Origin of the sequence: Pseudarthrobacter sp. BIM B-2242 (assembly GCF_014764445.1) — a bacterium.
GTDB classification, from domain to species: Bacteria; Actinomycetota; Actinomycetes; order Actinomycetales; family Micrococcaceae; genus Arthrobacter; species Arthrobacter luteus_A.
Map to the genome: position 1 here is coordinate 633,020 of NZ_CP061721.1, position 19,683 is coordinate 652,702.

Sequence of the window (19,683 nt, forward strand, 5' to 3'; positions counted from 1 at the left end):
GCGCTATTCGGCCGGTTTGATGACGTAGCCGGCACCCCGCACGGTGTGAATCATGGGCGGGTGCACTGCATCCACCTTCTTGCGAAGATAGGAGATGTAGAGCTCCACAATGTTCGCCTGGCCGCCGAAATCGTAGTTCCAGACCCGGTCGAGGATCTGCGCCTTGCTGATGACGCGCCTGGGGTTCTCCATCAGGTAGCGGAGCAGCTCGAACTGGGTTGCCGTCAGCTGCAGCCCGTCACCGGCCCGGGTGACTTCACGGGTGTCGATGTTGAGGACAAGGTCGCCCACCACCAGCTCGGCCGTGTCCATCGCAGCCACGCCGGACCGCTGAACCAGGCGGTGCAGCCGCAGCAGGACCTCTTCCATGCTGAAGGGCTTCGTGACGTAGTCGTCCCCGCCGGCGGCCAGCCCTACAATCCGGTCCTGGACGGCGTCCTTGGCAGTCAGGAACAGCGCAGGTACCTCCGGGGCAAAGGCGCGGATCCTGCCCAGCAGCTCAACGCCGTCGAACCCCGGCAGCATGACGTCCAGTACCAGGACGTCCGGGCGGAACTCCTTGGCGAGCTTTACGGCCTCCGGGCCGTCCGCGGCCACGGCAACGGACCAGCCGGCCATGCGCAACCCCATGCTCATAAGCTCAGAGAGGCTGGGTTCGTCGTCGACTACCAAGGCGCGGATAGGGGAGCCGTCCGGGTGGGTCAGCTGCGGAAGGTTGTTGGTCATGGAGTGCGAAGTGGCCATGGGACAACTCTCTGATCTTTCGGTTAGCTCACGCTATGGGGTTCCTGTGTGCACGCTGTGAATCTCAGCCTAGCGAGCTGAACGGCCCGCCGGCGCGTCCCCCGGTCCTATGTGCGGAACGGCACCACGGGGCCTAAAGACCGTGTTAAGCCGCTTCCGTTGCCGGTTTGGACGAAATTCCCGGCTGCAGGAGCGTCCGCGGGTGGACAGAAGACAAAACGGGAGGCGCAATTTCGGTAAACCATACGTCGATGAATTTCAAGAGTCCGTGCCTGGTTCCAGCCGAATAAAGTTCGTCAACTTTGCCTGCACGGGCGGTTCTTCCGGATAACAAGTGTTATTTTATCGTTCTGCCAGAATCGTGATCTACACCACAATTTGCGGTTTTGTCTCACAATGCGGAATGACTGACCCTTTGTTACTTGCAAGTTTTCATTGTTACGTTGCACACTTTCAATTGTGAACAAGAACTCAACAGCACCTGCAGCCGCAGAATATTGGCCCAGCACATCCGCTGCTGCCGACATGCGCTGTTGTCGAATGCACGCCTGACCTTCAAACCCCACGAAGTTCTTAGGCATTCGCCTACTCCCCCCGGTCCAGAGTCGGGCGCCCCTCCCTTCCAGATTTTCATTGCAGGCAACCCGAGCATTCGAGCCGCGATGACGGCCATTCACATTGAGGTAAGCATTCATGTCAGTTGCATCCGGATACGTCCACATCTCCGTCCGTAACGCAGGTAAGCCCAGCCAGGCAGCCGGGCTCCGCCAAGGCTTTGGCACCCGGCCCGCGTTCGCCCCGGCCACCTCCGGAACCAGCTTTCCCGCTCCCGGCTACGTCCCCCAGGGTTACAACCCCAACTCCTACGGCCAGCTGCGCGCCGTCCAGCCCGCCGAAGCCGCGCCGTTTACCGCGCCGACGCCGGTGGTATCGGGGCCCAACACCGTGCGCCCCGTCGCCAACGACAACGTGGCCCGTGGATTTGTCCTGTACATGGGGATCGATGAGGAGACTGCCGCAGCTGCAGGAACCTCCATTGCCAAGCTTGCCCAGGAAATCCGCGCCTATGCGCAGTCCCTCATCACCGGTGCCGAAACGTACGCAGCGGTCGCCATGGCTCCCGCGGGCGCCCCGGGTTCCGCGCTCGACGTCGTCCGTTCCACCTTTGGCGACCCCACCGTCAACGCACAGAAGCGCACCGAAACCGCCCGGCTGCAGCAGTCTGCGGAGCCGCGTCCGTCCGGTGTGCTGATCGACCTTGCCCGCCGCGAAGTCCACCTCGACGGCGAATCCCTGAACCTGACCTTCAAAGAGTTCGAACTCCTTAACTACCTCGTCGAAAACGGCACCCGCACGGTTGGCCGCGATGAACTGCTCGAGGGCCTGTGGCGCAACGCCGAGGAGGTCCCGAACGAGCGCACCATCGACGTCCACATCCGCCGTCTCCGCTCCAAGCTCGGCCGCCTGGCCAACACTGTCCGCACGGTCCGCGGCCAGGGCTACCGCTTCTACGAGCACCCCGAAGTAGTTGTCTGGGCCGCTCCGGAATACTCGATCTAGTCCTTCAGCGACGCGCGAAAGCGGCTGCACCCCTCGGTGCGGCCGCTTTCGAGCGTTCCGGGCCAGCGAGCATTGGCCTCCGCGGCTATAGGGTGGAGGCATGAGCGACCACCACATTAAGCGCCTGGTGATCATGCGCCATGCCAAGGCGGACTGGCCCGGCGGCGTGGCTGACCACGAACGGCCGCTGGAGGAACGCGGGCACCGGGAAGCACCCCTGGCCGGAAAATGGCTGGCCAAACACAACATCTACCCGGACTTCATCCTGTGTTCCAGCGCGCTTCGCACCCGTCAGACGTGCACGTGGGTGTGCTCAGAGCTCGGGGACAAGGCGCCGACGCCGAAACTTGAGGACGGTCTGTATGCTGCCTCCGCGTTGCGTATGCTCACTGTGGTCAACCACGTGCCGGACACCGTCACCACGCTGATGCTCATCTCGCACATGCCCGGCGTCCAGGACCTGGCCATGCACCTGGCATCCCGTGACTCGGACCATGACGCCTACATGGACGCGGCAACGCGCTATCCCACCAGCGCCCTGACGGTCCTGGAAACGGACAAGTCCTGGGCCGAACTGGACGGCCAGGACGCCCGGATCACCAAATTCAAGGTTCCGCGCGCCCACTGACCTGCGCCGGGAGACTCGCCGCCGGGAGACACGTCACGGCTGCTACCGAGTCCAGCCTGTGTCCACCATTGGTCCGCCGTCCGGCGCTCTGTCAGAGTTGAACCGTGAACCTCCGACACTCCCTCCTGGCCCTCCTGGTCGCCGTTCTCTGGGGCCTGAACTTTGTGGCCATCGATATGGGGTTGCACACCGGCAGCGGGGAGGTTCCGCCGCTGCTGTTCGTTGCCATGCGGTTCGTCCTGGTGGTCTTCCCTTTGATCTTCTTTATCCGGAAGCCGGATGTCAGCTGGAAGGCGATCATCGGCGTCGGGCTCTTTATGAGTGCCGGCCAGTTTGGCCTCCTGTACCTGGCGATGGCCCTGGGCATGCCGGCCGGCCTCGCTTCCCTTGTCCTGCAGGCGCAGGTGCTGCTGACGGTGCTGCTGTCGGCCGGGTTGCTCGGGGAGCGGCCCAGCCGAAGCCAGCTGTTCGGCGTTGTGCTTGGCGTTGCCGGCCTGGCGGTGGTGGCGGTGGGACGCAGCGCCGTGGCGCCTGTCCTGCCGCTGATCATCGTGCTTGGGGCAGCGCTGTCGTGGGCTGTCGGGAACGTGGTGGCCCGCCAGGCTAAGGCCGCGTCAGGACTCGGGCTGGTGGTCTGGTCCGGTGCCGTGGTGCCGCTGCCGCTCGCCGGACTCTCGTTCCTGGTGGACGGGCCCGCGGCGGTTCTGGGAACGCTGGCCAACCTGCAGCCGGTCACCATCCTCAGCGCGCTCTACACCGCCATTTTCGGCTCACTGGTTGGGTACGGAATCTGGAACCGGCTGCTTGCGCGCTACCCGTCGTCCGCCGTGGTTCCCTTCACGCTGCTGGTCCCCGTGGTGGGGATGAGTGCTGCCTGGCTGGTCCTTGCCGAGGTTCCGACGCCGGCCGAACTGGCTGGCGGCGCAATCCTCCTGGGCGGGGTGGCGACGGCGGTGCTCACCGGCGGGCGCACGTCCCGTCAGCGGCGGGACGCCGAATTGGTGCCGGATTTGGGGGCCGGCTTGAGCGCCGGGTTACGCACCGGGGACGCGGACGCCGACGTCCGCTTGGCCGGCACGGGTACCCGCGCCCCCGCGGGCAGCCGGGCAGGGGCCCGGGCGCCGGAGGCGCGCTGAGCGCCCCCGCCCGAGGCTGAACTCCGCTGCGCGGCAGCGCCTTCCCGTGACGCTGCTCCGCTCCGTGACGCTGCTCCGCCCCGGGCTGCGGTACGCCGCGCACCAGCCGTAGTTCCCGCGGCTGGCCGTCGCTGCCCCGACGGGGAGTTGCGGTCCCCGGCAGGAAGCCGTCCGCCGGCACCCAGCCGCTTGCCTGAGGGCCACACAACCCCGATGAACAGGACCAGCACCGTGGCTACGGCCGAGGCTGCGGCCCAGAAGAAGTAGTTGTCCGGGTCGTCAGTGGGGAGCGGGGTACCAACGATGGTGGACTGGTCAACAAACGCGAGCTCCCACGTGCTGACGAAGGCCAGGAAAAAGGCCACCGTCAGGCTGGTACCAACGCCCGTGGCCAGCAGGGCGAGGTTGCGGCGCCGCAGCACAACGTCGGCCACCGCGGCGACGTATGCCAGTGCCACGAGGCCCAGGAACGTGGCCGTGACGGCTTCCTCGAGCGTGATGGCGGTGAGCACCAGCATGCCCAGGGCGGCGACGGCCGTGATCAAGGCGAACTTTCCGCTGATACCCATGTGGCGCATGGGATCAATCATCCCCGAGGGCGGAGTTACTTCAGGACGTAGCCGCGCATGATTGCCATGATTGCTGCAACACTTTGGTCACGGCTCCGCTCCGGGTTGTAGGTCACGCGGTCAAGGCCCACCACAAAGCAGGCGCCGAAGATCGCCGTTTCCAGGCTGCCGCGCGATATGGACGGGTCCACGGGGTGGACGGCCGCCACGGATTCAATGGCATCCCCGATCACGGCCAGGAGTTCGGTCCTGAGCACAGCAAAGGTATCGCGCCACACGCTGGGCGTACGCCAGTTTTCACTCACCCACAGGCGGGCGAAGGACGGGTAGTCGGCCATAAAATCCATGGCCTGGCCGATCATTTCCTCCATGGCCACCAAGGGGTCAGTTCCGGGTTCACCCGCAAGGCCGGGGCCGGTGGAGGCGCTCAGCAGCCGGGCCTTCAGGATGTCCACGCCATGCCGCAGCAGCTGCGCGATCAGGTCGGACTTGCTGCCGAAGTTGTAGTAGACAGTGCCCTTGGAGACGCCCGCCGCCGCGGCGATCTCATCCACGGTGACGCCGGCAGCGCCCCGCTCACCGATCAGCTCCATGGAGGCGTCGAAGAGCTTCTGCCGGGTGGCGTTGGTCCGGGCGGGCCGGAGTTTCTTCTCAAAGGGACTGTGTTCCGACATCACGGCACTCATACTGCGATCTCGGGCTTGAGCGTCTTGAGCGTCCAATACTTGTGCTTCCGGACGGCAAACGTGGACATCGCGGCGCCCAGGAGCGTGTAGCCGAGAAGCCCCAGGACAGTGGGCACAATCATGGACAGGTCGGCGCCATAAATCAGGTGCCGCATGCCCGTGACCACGTAGCCCATGGGAAGGACCTCGTGCACCACGTGCAGGGGCTGCGGGGTGGTCTGCCACGGGAACGTGCCGCCCGAGGAGACCAGCTGCAGCACCAGCAGGATGAGCACCACCAGCTTGCCGGGCGATCCCAGCAAGGCCACCACACCCTGGATGATGGCACTGAACGCCATGGCCGCGGCCAGCATAAACAGCCACATCAGCACGGGATGTGCCGGGTTGAGTCCAAGCGCGAGGTTTACCACCAGGGTCAGGAGGGTGGCCTGTACTGCTGAAACGGCCAGGAAGGGAAGCCAGCCGCCGACGGCGATTTTCCAGGCGGGGGCGTTCGACGCCAGGGCCCGCTGGGTGATGGGCCGCATGGCCTGGACCAGCATAAAGATGCCGATCCACAGTGCCAGGGTCAGGAAGAAAGGTGCCAGGCCGGCGCCGTAGGAATCCGCCTTGGCCTGGGAGACGTTGCTGACCGCCACCGGATCGGCGATCACCTGCGACAGGCTGTCCTTCTGCGCATCGTCCGGGTTGGGCACCTGGCCGGCGCCCTTGGCGATTTCGTTGGCAAGTGTCCGGGAACCCTCGGCGGCGGTGCCGGCGCCGGCGGCAAGCTGCCCCGCACCGGCGTCCACCGATTTAGCTCCTTCGGCGAGACGGCCGGCCCCGTCCAGTGCGGCCTGCTCGCCGGTTGCCAACGTGGCGGCCCCGGTGTGGAGCTGGTCCGCGCCGGCGGAGGCCTGGGTAACCGCGTCCTTCAATGCGGGCATGCCCGCGGCGAGCTGTGCTGCCCCCACGCTTACTGCCGCGGAGCCGTCCGCCAGCTGCTGGATCTGGGCGGCGTCGGCCTGGATGGTGGTCTTCGCCGCGGCCACCGGGCTGGAGGTGGCGGCAGAATCGAAGTCGGCCAGAATCCTGTCTGCCTGCTCCTGGGTGATCACTTGCCCGGCGACCAGGCGGGTGTTCGAGTCAATGACCCGTGCCCGCAGCCCCTGGTCCGCGGCGTCGAGCTGCGTGACAACGTTCTGGATCCTGGTGTTGAGCTGGGCGTTTCCTGCAGCCACACCCGCGGCCCCGCCGGCGAGCGTCTGGGCGTCCGTCGGGAGGGTGGCGGTCTTGTCCTTCAGCACGGTCAGGCCGCTGCTGAGCTGTCCGGCGCCGTCCGTGAGCTGGTTGGCGCCGTCCCGCAGTTTCAGTTGCCCGAGGTAAAGCTCGCCGGCGCCGGTACTGAGCTCGGACGTTCCGGTGTGCAGGGTTCCGGCGCCTTCACGCAGGGTGGCCACGCCGTCGGCCAGCTGACCGGCGCCATCGCCGGCTTTGATCATCTGGGCGTGGATGGTGCCGAAGCCGGTGAGGAGCTGGTTTGCGGTCTCTTCACCCACCTCCGTGGCCACGGTGCTGTGGACCGACGTGGTCAGTTTGTCCACGATGGTGCTCAAAAGGTAGTTGTTGGCGTCGTTGGTGGTGACGTTGAGCATGGCCTGGCTGGCCGAGTCGAAGCTGCCGGGGGAGACCAGGTTGGTGGAGAAGTCCTTGGGAATCTTCAGGGCGAAGGAGTACTTCCCGCTGCTGACACCCGCATCGGCTTCCTCCGCCGTGGCGACAGGCTGCCAGTTGAAGACGTGGCCGTCGATCAGCCCGTCAGCCACGTCCTTCCCGGCCTGGAGTTCGGCGCCGTCGGCGGATGTGGCTCCGGTGTCTTCCACCACCAGGGCGGCGTCGATCTGGTTCAGGTTCCCGTACGGGTTCCAGTTCGCGTAAAGGTATACGGCCCCATACAGGAGCGGCACCATGATCAGGGCCAGGATGGTCAGCTTCGGCAGCAGCCCGCCGGTCATCCGCTTGAGTTCGGAACGGGCCAGCCGCAGCACGGTCACTTGGCATCCTCGGTTTCGAATAGGAGGGATTCTGTTTCGTCGTCGGCAGGGTCAGGTTCACCGGGCGCTGTGTCCTGCCGTTCCACCGCATTGCCAATCACTGCCACCGGACCCGTCCACGAGTCCGGGAGGGCAGTGACGGTGGCGACGACGGCGAGTGGCCGGCCGCCGTCGTACGCCAACTGCTGAAGCCGCGGCAGCCAGTCCGCAACACTGGCACTGTGCCTGTCCGGGGAGTCCACCACCAGGAGGTCCGTGTGCGGGTTGGCCAGGGCAAGAGCGGTGAGCAGCTCCATGCGCTTCCCGGCGGGCAGCTGTTCGGTCCAGAGGTCCGCGATGTCCTCGAACCTGTTGACCTTGAGCCAGGGCTTGCTGAGGAGGGCCCCGCGGTACCGCCGGGGGACCAGGGCGAGGTCCTCGGTGACGAGGTCCCGGACGCTGAGGTGCGGCTCGGGTTCGTTCACTGCGGGGGAATCAACAAGGGCGCTGGCGAGCCTGAGGTTCTTGATCTGCCCGTTCCCTGCCCAGCCGATCTGTCCGCCGGTGGGCTTCATGCGTCCGCTGATGGTGAGGGCGAGCGCCGTCCGCTGGTCCTGCCGGTCGGCCGTTACCAGGAGCAGCTCACCCCGGCTGACGCGCAGGGAGGTGGGCGGCAGAAGATCGTCGCGCCGGCCTTTCACATGGAGTTGCTGTGCAGAGAGCAAGGGGACCTTTCGACGAAGACTGTCTGCACCCAGACTAACCGAACTGACCGGTCAGTTCAAATAGTGGCTAGAGGCCGTACTTCTCGAGGAGCCGAAGCCACACCTCACTGATTGTGGGATAGGAGGGCACCGCGTGCCACAGCCGGTCCAGGGGGACTTCTCCCACCACGGCAATCGTGGCAGCGTGCAGGAGCTCGCCCACATCGGGCCCGGCGAAGGTGGCTCCGAGGAGCACTCTGCGGTCCTCGTCCACTACCAGCTGCGCCCAGCCTTCGTAGTGTTCCGAGTGCAGGGACGATCCCGCCACCTGGATGGGCAGGTCCACGGATGAGGCGTTGTAGCCGTCCGTCCGGGCCTGCTCCAGCGTTCGTCCGACTGCTGCCACTTCGGGGTCTGTGAACACCACGCTGGGCACGGCATGCTGGCTGGCGGTCTGGGCGTAGCGGCTCCAGGGTGCCGGCGCGCCCTCAAGTTCGCCCTTGGCGCGGGCGGCGATGGCGTCCCCGGTAGCCCTGGCCTCGTATTTTCCCTGGTGCGTGAAGTAGTTCTTGCCGGCGGCGTCGCCCACCGCGTAGAGCCAGGGTTCGTCGCCCGCGGCGCCGTGGACTAGGCCGGTTGAATCGGTATCCAGCCGGAGCGGCTCCCCGTCCTGTGCCCCCAGGCCCACGCTCTCCAGGCCGAGGCGTTCGAGGGTGGGGTGCCTGCCGGTGGAGACCAGGACCTTGCTGGCCGTCACGGTGCGCTTTTCGCCGGCGGTCCGGTCGTGGAGGGTCAGGGTGAAGGTGCCGTCCGCGTTTTCCCGGATGCTTTCCGTGGCCGTGTTGAGGCGGACTTCCACGCCGTCCGCACGGAGCCCCGCCGTCACGAGCCTGCCAGCCTCGGCCGGGAAGGTGCGCAGGAGCCCGCTCCGCGCCACGAGCGTCACGTCAGCGCCAAGGCGGGCGAACGCCTGCGCCAGCTCGGTCCCGGCCACTCCGCCGCCGACCACGGCAAGGCGTTCCGGGATTTCCTTCGCTGACGTGGCTTCCCGTGTGCCCCAGACCTTGAGTCCGGCCAGACCGTCGATGGGCGGTTGGTTGGGCGTGGAGCCGGTAGCGAGCACGACGGCGTGACGTGCGTTGAGCTGGTACGTATTGCCGTCCAGTCCGGCTACTTCAACCTCGCGGACCCCGGTGAGCCGGCCGTGACCGCGGACTAGTTCGATCCCCGTGTCTTCAAGCCACTTCACCTGGCCGTCATCCTGCCAGTTGGACGTCATATAGTCGCGGCGCCTGAGCACGGCTGCGACATCGAGGGTGCGCGTGACCGCTTCTTCTGCGCCCGGAACCGTCTGGGCCCCGTGCAGGGCGGTCCCGGGACGGAGCAAGGCCTTGGACGGCATGCAGGCCCAGTAGGAACATTCCCCGCCCACCAGTCCCGCTTCGACCACCACGGCAGTAAGTCCGCCCTGGATCACCCGGTCTGCCACGTTTTCGCCCACGGCGCCTGCGCCGATCACTACGACATCAAATTCGCGTTCCACGGTCCGGGGCGTCATTTCTCCAGCCTACGCCCGGCTCCCGCGCGGCGGGGAGCGCCGGTTGCCTGCCGTCAGTTACTTAAAGCAGAAGGCCCGCACCGGCGAACCGGTGCGGGCCTTCATTCTGTGCGCCCAAAGGGATTCGAACCCCTGACCTTCTGTTCCGTAGACAGACGCTCTATCCAGCTGAGCTATGGGCGCATATTCTGCTTCGCGGAGTATCTCGCTCCCCGAACCTCGAATTACTTTACGCGAGTGGGGGCCTGAGTACCAAATCGAGAGGCGTGTAATATACGCGACTAGACCGGTCTAGGTGACCTTCGTCACTTAAATCCAGCGTTTTGCTGCGCCGTTCCTTGAATTTGCGCGGTTTCCGGTTCCAACGAGCAGAAAGGTGCAGTTAGAGGGCCGCCTGCGACCCTCGGGCGGCCAATAGCATTTAGGACACACCGATGAACCCGAGGAAGGGAACCGCAATGGGCGATCTGGCGCAGAAGCCGCTGCTTGAAACAGCACCCACCACGCATGCAGCACTGTTGGCATGGGTCGAAGAGGTTGCTGAGCTTACGCAGCCCGACCGGATCCACTGGGTTGACGGGTCTGAACAGGAAAACACGCGTCTCACGGACGAGCTCGTCGCAGCAGGAACGCTGACGCGCCTGAACCAGGAGCTCTTCCCCAATTCCTTTGCTGCATTCTCTGATCCCGCGGATGTAGCCCGTGTGGAAGAGCAGACCTACATCTGCTCCGAGAAGGAGCATGACGCCGGCTTTACCAACAACTGGATGGCGCCGGCCGAGATGAAGCAGAAGCTGCGCGGGCTGTTTGCAGGTTCCATGCGCGGACGCACTATGTACGTCATCCCGTTCGTGATGGGGCACCTGGACGCTGAGGATCCGAAGTTCGGCGTCGAGATCACCGACAGTGCCTACGTTGTCGCCTCGATGCGCATCATGGCCCGCATCGGTACCGATGTCCTGGACCGCATGACCGAGACCGATGCTTTCTTTGTGCCGGCCCTGCACTCTCTGGGTGCACCGCTCGCCGCTGGTCAGGCCGACGTGCCGTGGCCGTGCAACCCGGACAAGTGGATTGTCCACTTCCCCGAGGAGCGCTCCATCTGGTCCTACGGCTCCGGCTACGGCGGAAACGCCCTGCTGGGCAAGAAGTGCTACGCCCTCCGCATCGCCTCCGTGATGGCCCGCGACGAAGGCTGGCTGGCCGAGCATATGCTCATCCTGAAGCTGACCTCCCCGGAACAGAAAAAGTACTACATCTCAGCAGCTTTCCCGTCCGCCTGTGGCAAGACGAACCTCGCGCTGCTTGATCCCACCATCGAGGGCTGGAAAGTTGAAACCCTGGGTGACGACATCACCTGGATGCGTTTCGGCAAGGAAGGCGAGCTCCGCGCCGTCAACCCCGAGGCCGGCCTCTTCGGCGTGGCTCCGGGCACCGGCTGGGGCACCAACCCCAACGCGATGCGCGCTATCGCCAAGGGCAACAGCATCTTCACCAACGTCGCACTGACCGACGACGGCGGCGTCTGGTGGGAGGGCATGACCGAGGAAGTGCCTGCCCACCTCACCGACTGGCAGGGTAACTCCTGGACCCCGGACTCGGACAAGCCGGCAGCCCACCCGAACTCCCGCTTCTGCACGCCGATCGACCAGATCGACATGCTGGCCGAGGAGTACAACAACCCGGACGGCGTGGAGCTTTCCGCGATCCTGTTCGGCGGCCGCCGCAAGACCACCATCCCCCTGGTGACCGAGGCCCGCAGCTGGTCAAACGGCATCTTCATGGGTTCCACGCTGTCCTCCGAGACCACCGCCGCGGCGGCAGGTGCGGTGGGCGTGGTTCGCCGCGACCCCATGGCCATGCTGCCCTTCATGGGCTACGACGCAGGCGATTACCTGAACCACTGGGTCAACCTGTCCGCAAAGGCCAACCCGGAGCGCCTGCCCAAGATCTTCCTGGTCAACTGGTTCCGCCGCACTCCCGAGGGCGGCTTCGCCTGGCCTGGCTTCGGCGATAACGCGCGCGTCCTCAAGTGGGCCATCGAGCGCCTTGAGGGCAAGGCTGACGCCGTCGAGACGCCCATCGGGTTCGTTCCCACGGGCGAGTCCATCGACCTCAAGGGCCTGGACATGACCCCGGCCCAGGTTGAGGAAGCCGTTCGCGTGGATCCGGCGGAGTGGGCCACCGAGCTGGCATCCATCGAGGAATGGTACGCCAACTTCGGCGATTCGCTCCCCGAAGCACTGCAGGCCGAGCTGGCCGGCCTGAAGGCCCGCCTGGGCTGACACATCCCATAAAGTACGACGACGGCCCCGCACCTTTATTGAAAAGGTGCGGGGCCGTCGTCGTTACTTCTGCTATTAAGAAGCCAGCCAGATGTCCGGGCCGAAAACCTCGTAGTGGATCCTGGTGGCGGGGATGCCGGCATTGATGGCTTCGTTGCGGATGTGCTTCATGAACGGTAGCGGACCGCAAGATACAGCGACGCGTCGGCAGGCAGGTCCACTTCACGCAGGGACATAAATCCCTCGCGGGACCCGGCGCGTGGTTCCTCCAGCCAAAGCTGCAGATCGGCACCCGCGAGGCGGTCGACGTCGTCCGTCATCTGGCTGCGCAGGGCCCAGCTTTCCAGGGTGCTTTCCGCGTGGAGCACCAGGACCTGCCGCTCCGACCCCGCTTCGGCGAGGGAGCGCAGGATGGACGCGGTGGGCGTGCAGCCGATGCCGGCCGAGGCGAGGACCACCGGGCCGTCGCCGTCCTTGAGTGTGATCTCGCCGTAGGGGTTGGAGATCTCCAGGATGTCGCCCACCTCGACCGTGTTGTGCAGCACGGGGGAGACCTCACCGCCGTCGTCGAGCTTGGTAGTGAAGGTGCGGCTGATGCCGGCATCGTCGGACAGCGAATACTGGCGGACCTGCCGCAGGCCGTCCGGCAGCCGGACCTTGACGCTCACGTACTGGCCGGGCAGGGCAACCGTGATGGGGGTATCGTCCGCCGGTTCCAGGGTGAAGGTCATGGCGCCGGTGCCTGCAGGGGTCTTGGCTGCGACCCGCCACGGCGCCCACATTGTGCCGTTGGCCTGGGCGGCATAAAGGCCCTTCTCGATTTTGATGAGGGCATCTGCCATCAGCCAGTACACCTCGGTCCAGGCCGCCGCGATCTCCGGCGTGATGACGTCGGCCAGATCCTCGGCAATGGCCGCGAACAGGTGCTCGTAAACCACTTGGTACTGCGGCTCGGTGATTCCCAGCGAAGCATGCTTGTGGGCGATCCGGGAGAGGACGGTTTCCGGGAGGGTGCCCGGGTTGTTGACCAGGTGGGTGGCGAAAGCGGCGATGCTTCCGGCGAGTGCCTGCTGCTGGTTGCCCGAGCGCTGGTTGGAGCGGCTGAAGAGTCCGTCGAGCAGTTCCGGATGGGCTGCGAACAGCCGCGCATAGAACTTGGGGGTGATTGCGCCGATCCGCGAGCCGACCAGCGGCAGGGTGGCCTCAATGACAGGGCGGGATTTGTCCGAGAGCATGCGTACTCCTGAGGTAGGTGACCGGGGCCTTCGTCCGGTCCGGCAATACATGCATCTCAAATGCCTGTATTGATACCTCAATTTCTACACCTCGTAGAAATCGAGATCAAATCGGGTTCGTCACAGAAAGTCTGAATAGCGGGCGAAAGGCCCGGATCAGGGGGCCGGGATGGCTTCGGCCTTGATGCCGGGGCGCAGGCCGATCATCTGGAACACAGGGGCCATCTGCCTGGATCCCGGCAATTCAGCCACCACCACGTCGTCGAGTTCCCGGTAGAAGGCCTCACGGGCCCGGCCAAGGGCGGCCCGGAGTTTGCACTCGTTGATCAGCGGACAGTCGCCGCCGGGACCGATGCAGTCGGCAGCGTCCAGCCGCGTATTCAGTGCCCGCAGGACGTGGCCCACCGTCGCGAGCCTGCCTGCCGGACTTAGCCGGGCTCCGCCGCTCCTGCCTCGTTCAACGTCGATCAGGCCCAGGCCCCGCAGCTTGGCCATCGCCTTGCTGACGTGGTTGTACGGTGTGCCAACGGCATCGGCGATGTTCTGAGTGGTGAGGAGCGTGGCCTCGGGAGCGGCGGCAAGGACCATCAGGGCCCGAAGGCTGACATCGGCAAAGGCGTTGATTTTCATGGCCATCCGCCGCGGTCTAGTCCACCCAGATGGCGGGCTCATTGGTGTCGGCGGCCAATTGGCCGAACTCCCATTCGCGGCTTGCGGTGTTGGCGGCGTAGGGGAGGACCGCGGCGAAAACCGAGCCGTCCCGATGCTCTGCGGCCACGTGGATGGCGTCGGACTCTTCCTCGACCAGCGTGATATCGCAGACCACCGCGGCGGCACGGAAACCGGCCCGGTTTTGGCGGAGCACTTCGGTGAGGTCGCTGATCATCGCATCCGCGTCGAAGTCGCCGTCAGAGCCTTCCTCGGCATCCGCCGGCGTTACGGCCATCAGGCGGACTTCGCCGTCGTTCTCCACCACCAGCGCGAACGGCAGGAAGCCGCCGTTGCGTTCCAGCTGTTCCTGCGCGGCACCGATTCCGGTGCCCATCAGGTTCTCCAGATCCGCGGCGCTGGCCTCCGGCACGGAATCCCGCCAGGATTCCCCGGCGGCCGGGCTGTCTGCGGGTTCGTGCGCCACGTGCGGTTTAGCGCCGGACATTGGCCAGGACGCGGTCGCGCACGCGTTCCATCAGCGGGCGGTCCGTGGCTTCGACGTTCAGTCGGAGGAATGGCTCGGTGTTGGACGGGCGGAGGTTGAACCAGTAGCTGCCGTCGTTGGCGGTGAACGTGCTGCCGTCCATGGTGTCCACGGTGATGTCCTCAGCAGCGAAGTCGACGCGAACACGCTCCACGGCGCCGGCTTTGTCCTCAATTTCGGAGTTGATCTCACCGGACGAGACGTAGGGCTCGTACTCATGGCCCAGCTCAGACAGCGGGCCGTCCTGCTCGCCAAGTGCTGCGAGGACGTGCATGGCCGCAAGCATGCCTGTGTCTGCGTTCCAGAAGTCGCGGAAGTAGAAGTGGGCGGAGTGCTCACCGCCGAAGACGGCACCTTCCTCGGCCATGACTGCCTTAATGAAGGAGTGGCCCACGCGCGTGCGGACGGCGCGTCCGCCGTCGTTCGCCACCAGTTCGGGCACCGCGCGGGAGGTGAGCAGGTTGTGGATGATGGTGGGCGTCGCCTCGCCCTGGGCCTGGGCGCGTGCGATTTCGCGGCGCGCCACCATGCCTGTGATGGCCGACGGCGAGACGGGCTCGCCCTTTTCGTCGATGACGAAGCAGCGGTCGGCGTCGCCGTCGAAGGCCAAACCGATGTCGGCGCCGTGCTTGACGACGGCGGCCTGCAGGTCTAGGAGGTTCTCGGGCTCGAGGGGGTTGGCGGGGTGGTTGGGGAAGGAGCCATCCAGCTCGAAGTAGAGCGGAATAATGTCGAACGGGAGCTTCGGCAGGAGCGCATCGCCCAGGACGGCGGGCGTGGTGAGGCCTGCCATGCCGTTTCCTGCATCGACCACAACTTTGAGCGGCCGGCTGCCGGACAGGTCCACCAGTTCGCGCAGGTATTCGGCGTAGCCCTTCAGGACGTCGTGGACTCCGATCTTGCCGAGTGTGGCGGCCACCGGGATTGAGCGGGTATTCAGGTACTCCTCGGCGAGGGCCTGGATCTCCTTGAGTCCCGATTCGGAGGAGATGGGCTGCGCTCCGGCCTTGGCCATCTTGATCCCGTTGTATTCGGCCGGGTTGTGGCTGGCGGTGAAGGTTGCACCGGCGGCGTTCAGGGAGCCGCAGGCGTAGTAGAGCTCGTCGGTGGAGATGAGGTCAAGGAGCTGAACGTTGGCGCCACGGGTGGCGGCGCCGTCGGCGAAGGCCTTGGCGAACTCGGGGGAGGAGGGGCGCATGTCGCCGCCCACCAGGACGGTCTGGCCTTCCAGCCCGAGGACATCCACGAACGCGGCCCCCACGGCTTCGACGATTTCGGCGGTGATTGAATCGCCCACAATGCCCCGGACGTCGTAGGCCTTGAAGGATGCCGAAAGGTCAAAAGTCTTTGTCTGTTCGCTAGTCACGGGTCTTATCTTACGTGGAAGTGCCCAGGCCCCTGTTGAGGGGGAGTGGGCGCCCGGGTATGTGACGGCGGGGCTCCCGATGCCGGCGTCCGGACATGTTGGATTGTCCACATAGGGGAACTGCGGGGACGGGGGTGTCGGTGGGGGCTGGGATACTGAATCAATGGTCGATACCCAGAACGCCGCCCTTCTTTCCGCTTCCCCTGATTCACCGTCCACTACCAGGATCCAGGCGCTGGAGGTCCTTCGGGAACTCGTGGGGCATCCCGCGGCGGATTTTCACGATGGGCAGTTTGAGGCAATCGAGGCGCTCGTCGACGGCGGGCGTCGGGCCTTGGTGGTCCAGCGCACCGGTTGGGGAAAATCGGCGGTGTACTTTGTGGCATCGCTGTTGCTGCGCCGCCGGGGAGCCGGACCCACGCTGATTGTCTCGCCGCTGCTCGCCCTGATGCGGGACCAGGTTGCCGCCGCGGCACGCGCGGGGGTGCGCGCTGTGGCCATCAACTCGGCCAACCAGCTGGAGTGGGACACTGTGCGGGAACAGCTTGCTGCCGATGACGTGGACGTCCTGCTGGTCTCGCCCGAACGGCTCACCAACCCTTCCTTCCGGGAACACCAGTTGCCGGAGCTCATCCGGCGGATGGGCCTGCTGGTGATTGATGAAGCCCACTGCATTTCCGACTGGGGCCATGACTTCCGGCCGGACTACCGGCGCATTGCGGACCTGATCACGCAACTGCCGGAATCGGTTCCCGTCCTGGCCACCACGGCAACGGCCAACTCGCGCGTGGTCCACGACATCGAGGAACAGCTGGGCGCCGGCGTTCTGACCATCCGCGGCACGCTCGGCCGTGATTCCCTCCGGTTGGGTGTCCTGGCACTGCCGGACTCCCGCGAACGGCTCGGCTGGCTCCTGACCCACCTCGCCGATTTGCCGGGCAGCGGGATCATCTACACCCTGACTGTTTCCGCTGCGGAGGACACTGCACGGCTCCTCGCCGAGGCAGGGCATCAGGTTCAGGCCTACACCGGCCGGACCGATCCTGCGGACAGGGAGCGCGCCGAGCAGCTGCTCAAGGACAACCAGGTCAAGGCGCTTGTGGCCACCTCCGCCCTGGGAATGGGCTTCGACAAGCCGGACCTCGGTTTTGTGGTCCACCTCGGTGCGCCTTCATCCCCGGTGGCGTACTACCAGCAGGTTGGGCGTGCCGGCCGTGGCGCCGCGAACGCCGATGTGCTGCTCCTGCCGGGGTCTGAGGACCGCGACATCTGGCAATACTTTGCCACGGCGTCCATGCCGTCGGAGGAAAAGGCCACTGCTGTACTTACCGCATTGGCTGAGGCCGGAACCGCCGTCTCAACGGTTGCCTTGGAAGCCCGCGTGGACCTCCGCCGTACGCCGCTGGAGCTGCTGCTGAAGGTGCTGGCCGTGGACGGCGCGGTGGAACGCGTCGGCGGCGGCTGGCGCTCCACTGGCATTCCGTGGGTCTACGACGCCGAGCGCTACAGCCGGATTGCCGAGGCGCGCGTGGATGAGCAGGACTCCATGGTGATCTACCAGGACACTGCGGGGTGCCGGATGGAGTACATCACCTCCGTCCTGGACGATGAGACCGCGCACCCGTGCGGGCGCTGTGACAACTGTGCGGGCCGCTGGTTCCCGGCAGATATTGCCGCTGACGCCACTGCCGCCGCAGGCCAGACGCTGAGCCGCGCAGGCGGCATCCTGGAGGCCCGGCTGCAGTGGCCCAGCGGCATGGACCGCCTCGGTGTCCCGGTCAAGGGCAAAATCAAGCCGGACGAAGGAACGGCCAACGGCCGCATCCTGGCCAGGCTCACTGATCTGGGCTGGGGCGGGTCACTGCGGGAACTGTTCGCGGCCGGGGCAACGGACCGTCCTGTCGATCCGGCCATGCTGCAGGCCTGTGTGCAGGTCCTGCGTGAATGGGCCACCGGTGACGGCCGCAACCCGGGCTGGAGCGGGGCCGGAAGGCCGGCCGCGGTTGTCAGCATGCCTTCCAGGACCAAGCCGGAACTGGTCCGGTCCCTCGCCCGGGGCATTGCCGATATCGGCCGGATGCCGTACCTCGGCGAGCTGTCGCTTGGCCACGGCGGCCCGACGGGAAGCCGTGGCGGCAACAGCGCCTACCGCCTGGCCGGCGTCTGGGACAGGCTGGTGGTGGGCCCTGAGCTCGAGGCGGCCCTGGGTTCACTGCCTGGGCAGGGCGTGATGTTGATCGACGATCTTGTGGACAGCCGGTGGAGCCTTACCGTGGCTGGACGTGCCCTGCGGCAGGCGGGAGCGGGGGCTGTTCTTCCGCTGGTGTTGGGTCAGGCGGGCTGACGGCCTGACTGACCGGGCCGCCGGGTAGGGTGCCAGCGGGAGCGCCCGGACCGCCGGGGCCACTCGCGCCGCTGGGACCGGCGGGGCGACTGACCTCCGCCCCGGCATGCCGGTGCAGGGACAGGCTGTCCGCCGTGCTGAGGAGCATCAGGACCGCCATGGCGAGGAACGCGCCCCGGAACGGGCCGGCTGCGTCCGCGTCGAAGAGTGCCACGCCGTCGAATACCCGGATCAGCAGCGCGCCGACGGCAATCCCGGAGCCCGCGGCCAGCTGAACGAGCGTGGCTGAAACCGAGTTGGCCGATGTGAGCTGCCCCGGCACGATGTCCGCATACTGCACCGAGGCGTACGCGGAGAACCCTATGGAGCGGAAAGCCCCGCTGCACACCAGCAGGGCAAAGATTACGGCCTGAGGCGTGTCCGGAGTCAGCAGGGCACACAGTGCGAAGGTGATGGCGGAAGCCAGCGAGCCCAGGACCAGCATGGCCCGGAACCCGAACCGCCGGATCAGGGGCGTGGTGGCCGGCTTGATGCCGATGTTGCCGATGAACACGGCCGCCACCATGATCCCGGCGTGCAGCGGGGACCAGCCGAAGCCGGTCTGGAACATCAGCGGCAGCAGGAATGGCACCGAACTGATGGTCAGGCGGTACACAAAGCCGCCCGTGGCCATGGCCCGGAAAGTCCTCGTACGAAAGACCGAAAGATCAAAGAGCGGGTGTTTGGCCCGGCGCATCCAGAGCACGGCACCCGCAAGGGACGCCACTCCAGCAGCCGCGCAGAGTGCAGCCCACGGTCCGTCGGGATGGGCAGTGGCCAGTTCCAGGCCAACCACCAGCGACCCCACCCCCGTTGTGGTCAGTACGAGCCCGAACCAGTCCAGCCGGCGGGCCGGGTCACCGGAAACGGCCGGCACAATCCGGAGTGCTGCAATGAACGCGGCCGCACCAAGCGGCAGGTTGATGAGGAAGATCCAGTGCCAGGAGAGGTAGGTGGTCAGTGCACCGCCTACCAAGGGCGCCAGGACAGGAGCCAGGAGCGCCGGCCAGACCAGGAAGGCAGTCGCCCGCAGGAGTTCCGACTTGGGTGTCCCGCGGAGGACCAGCAGCGTACCCACCGGGACCATCATGGCTCCGCCCGCCCCCTGGACGATCCTGCTCGCCGTAAGCACGGTCAGGTCCGGGCTTACGGCGCAGGCCAGTGAAGCGACGGTGAAAACGGCAATTGCGAGGCAGAAGACTTTCCGTGCCCCCACCCGTTCGGCCAGCCAGCCGCTGAGCGGAATGCCCATGGCCACGGTCATGAGATAGGCGGTCATAGTAATGTTCACGTCGGCCGCGGGCACGCCGAAGTCCCCGGCAATGTTGGGAATGGCCGTGGTGAGGACGGTGCCGTCCAGAAATTCCATAAAGAGCGTGGCGGCAACCAGCAGCGCGAGGCGGGGATTCCACGCCTGGCTGGTGGCGGTTTCCACCGTCGGAGTCATGCGTGCTGCCATCCCACTATCCTGCCACCGGCTGCCCGCACGTCGCCCATGTAGGTAGCAGTTGAAGCCGTTATGACGGCTTATAAGGACATCTGCTGCTACCTACATGGGGGAGGGGGAAGGGTGGGGTGGGGACGGGGCGGGACCGCAGGTCCCAGCAAAAGCTCCGGGAACG

The 19,683-nt window shown here is 66.1% G+C and carries 14 protein-coding genes, 1 tRNA gene and 1 pseudogene; 5 read left to right on the forward strand and 11 right to left on the reverse strand.

Annotation, left to right across the window (positions count from 1 at the left end; genetic code table 11):
* Window positions 1-3: 3 nt before the first annotated feature.
* The gene (locus IDT60_RS03075) at window positions 4-744 is read right to left on the reverse strand and encodes a response regulator transcription factor (protein WP_191080829.1); all 741 of its coding nucleotides are present in this window, start codon (window positions 742-744) and stop codon (window positions 4-6) included.
* Between the two features lie 693 nt (window positions 745-1,437).
* On the opposite strand from IDT60_RS03075, the gene IDT60_RS03080 reads away from it, so the two are divergent.
* The 3 genes from IDT60_RS03080 to IDT60_RS03090 all read left to right on the forward strand — a co-directional run bounded on the left by IDT60_RS03080 (window position 1,438) and on the right by IDT60_RS03090 (window position 4,068).
* Window positions 1,438-2,304: a winged helix-turn-helix domain-containing protein gene (locus tag IDT60_RS03080; protein ID WP_191080830.1), complete on the forward strand. Its 867-nt coding sequence runs from the start codon at window positions 1,438-1,440 to the stop codon at window positions 2,302-2,304.
* A 100-nt stretch (window positions 2,305-2,404) separates the two neighbouring features.
* The gene (locus tag IDT60_RS03085; RefSeq protein ID WP_191080831.1) at window positions 2,405-2,932 is read left to right on the forward strand and encodes a histidine phosphatase family protein; all 528 of its coding nucleotides are present in this window, start codon (window positions 2,405-2,407) and stop codon (window positions 2,930-2,932) included.
* A 104-nt stretch (window positions 2,933-3,036) separates the two neighbouring features.
* Entirely contained in the window at window positions 3,037-4,068 is a 1,032-nt protein-coding gene (locus IDT60_RS03090) for an EamA family transporter (protein WP_191080832.1), read from the forward strand.
* A 604-nt stretch (window positions 4,069-4,672) separates the two neighbouring features.
* On the opposite strand, the gene IDT60_RS03095 is transcribed toward IDT60_RS03090, so the two are convergent.
* The 5 genes from IDT60_RS03095 to IDT60_RS03115 form a co-directional block, all read right to left on the reverse strand.
* Window positions 4,673-5,311 (reverse strand): TetR/AcrR family transcriptional regulator, encoded by a 639-nt coding sequence (locus IDT60_RS03095; RefSeq protein WP_191080833.1) that lies wholly within the window; start codon window positions 5,309-5,311, stop codon window positions 4,673-4,675.
* An 8-nt stretch (window positions 5,312-5,319) separates the two neighbouring features.
* Complete coding sequence (locus IDT60_RS03100) at window positions 5,320-7,356, reverse strand: YhgE/Pip family protein (protein WP_191080834.1); 2,037 nt, start codon at window positions 7,354-7,356, stop codon at window positions 5,320-5,322.
* Window positions 7,353-8,060, reverse strand: coding sequence for an ABC transporter ATP-binding protein (locus tag IDT60_RS03105; RefSeq protein WP_191080835.1), 708 nt, complete (start codon window positions 8,058-8,060; stop codon window positions 7,353-7,355). Before IDT60_RS03105 ends, IDT60_RS03100 begins: the two co-directional genes overlap by 4 nt.
* A gap of 67 nt (window positions 8,061-8,127) precedes the next feature.
* On the reverse strand, window positions 8,128-9,597 hold the full coding sequence (locus IDT60_RS03110) for an NAD(P)/FAD-dependent oxidoreductase (protein WP_191080836.1): 1,470 nt from the start codon (window positions 9,595-9,597) through the stop codon (window positions 8,128-8,130).
* Window positions 9,598-9,706: 109 nt separating this feature from the next.
* Window positions 9,707-9,780, reverse strand: a tRNA-Arg gene (locus IDT60_RS03115).
* Between the two features lie 275 nt (window positions 9,781-10,055).
* Here IDT60_RS03115 and IDT60_RS03120 point away from each other — a divergent pair.
* Window positions 10,056-11,882: a phosphoenolpyruvate carboxykinase (GTP) gene (locus tag IDT60_RS03120; protein WP_164206462.1), complete on the forward strand. Its 1,827-nt coding sequence runs from the start codon at window positions 10,056-10,058 to the stop codon at window positions 11,880-11,882.
* Between the two features lie 75 nt (window positions 11,883-11,957).
* Here IDT60_RS03120 and IDT60_RS03125 read toward each other — a convergent pair.
* The 4 genes and pseudogenes from IDT60_RS03125 to IDT60_RS03140 all read right to left on the reverse strand — a co-directional run bounded on the left by IDT60_RS03125 (window position 11,958) and on the right by IDT60_RS03140 (window position 15,678).
* A pseudogene (locus IDT60_RS03125) lies at window positions 11,958-13,117 on the reverse strand (globin domain-containing protein).
* A 156-nt stretch (window positions 13,118-13,273) separates the two neighbouring features.
* Window positions 13,274-13,747, reverse strand: a complete 474-nt coding sequence (locus tag IDT60_RS03130; protein ID WP_191080837.1) for an Rrf2 family transcriptional regulator — start codon at window positions 13,745-13,747, stop codon at window positions 13,274-13,276.
* Between the two features lie 16 nt (window positions 13,748-13,763).
* Window positions 13,764-14,162, reverse strand: a complete 399-nt coding sequence (locus IDT60_RS03135) for a hypothetical protein (RefSeq protein WP_370590732.1) — start codon at window positions 14,160-14,162, stop codon at window positions 13,764-13,766.
* A gap of 97 nt (window positions 14,163-14,259) precedes the next feature.
* Window positions 14,260-15,678, reverse strand: a complete 1,419-nt coding sequence (locus IDT60_RS03140) for a phosphomannomutase/phosphoglucomutase (protein WP_191080838.1) — start codon at window positions 15,676-15,678, stop codon at window positions 14,260-14,262.
* 163 nt (window positions 15,679-15,841) lie between these two features.
* On the opposite strand from IDT60_RS03140, the gene IDT60_RS03145 reads away from it, so the two are divergent.
* Window positions 15,842-18,022, forward strand: coding sequence for an ATP-dependent DNA helicase RecQ (locus IDT60_RS03145; RefSeq protein WP_191080839.1), 2,181 nt, complete (start codon window positions 15,842-15,844; stop codon window positions 18,020-18,022).
* Here the strand turns inward: IDT60_RS03145 and IDT60_RS03150 are convergent.
* The gene (locus tag IDT60_RS03150; protein WP_191080840.1) at window positions 17,946-19,520 is read right to left on the reverse strand and encodes an MFS transporter; all 1,575 of its coding nucleotides are present in this window, start codon (window positions 19,518-19,520) and stop codon (window positions 17,946-17,948) included. The genes IDT60_RS03145 and IDT60_RS03150 overlap by 77 nt on opposite strands.
* Window positions 19,521-19,683: the final 163 nt, after the last annotated feature.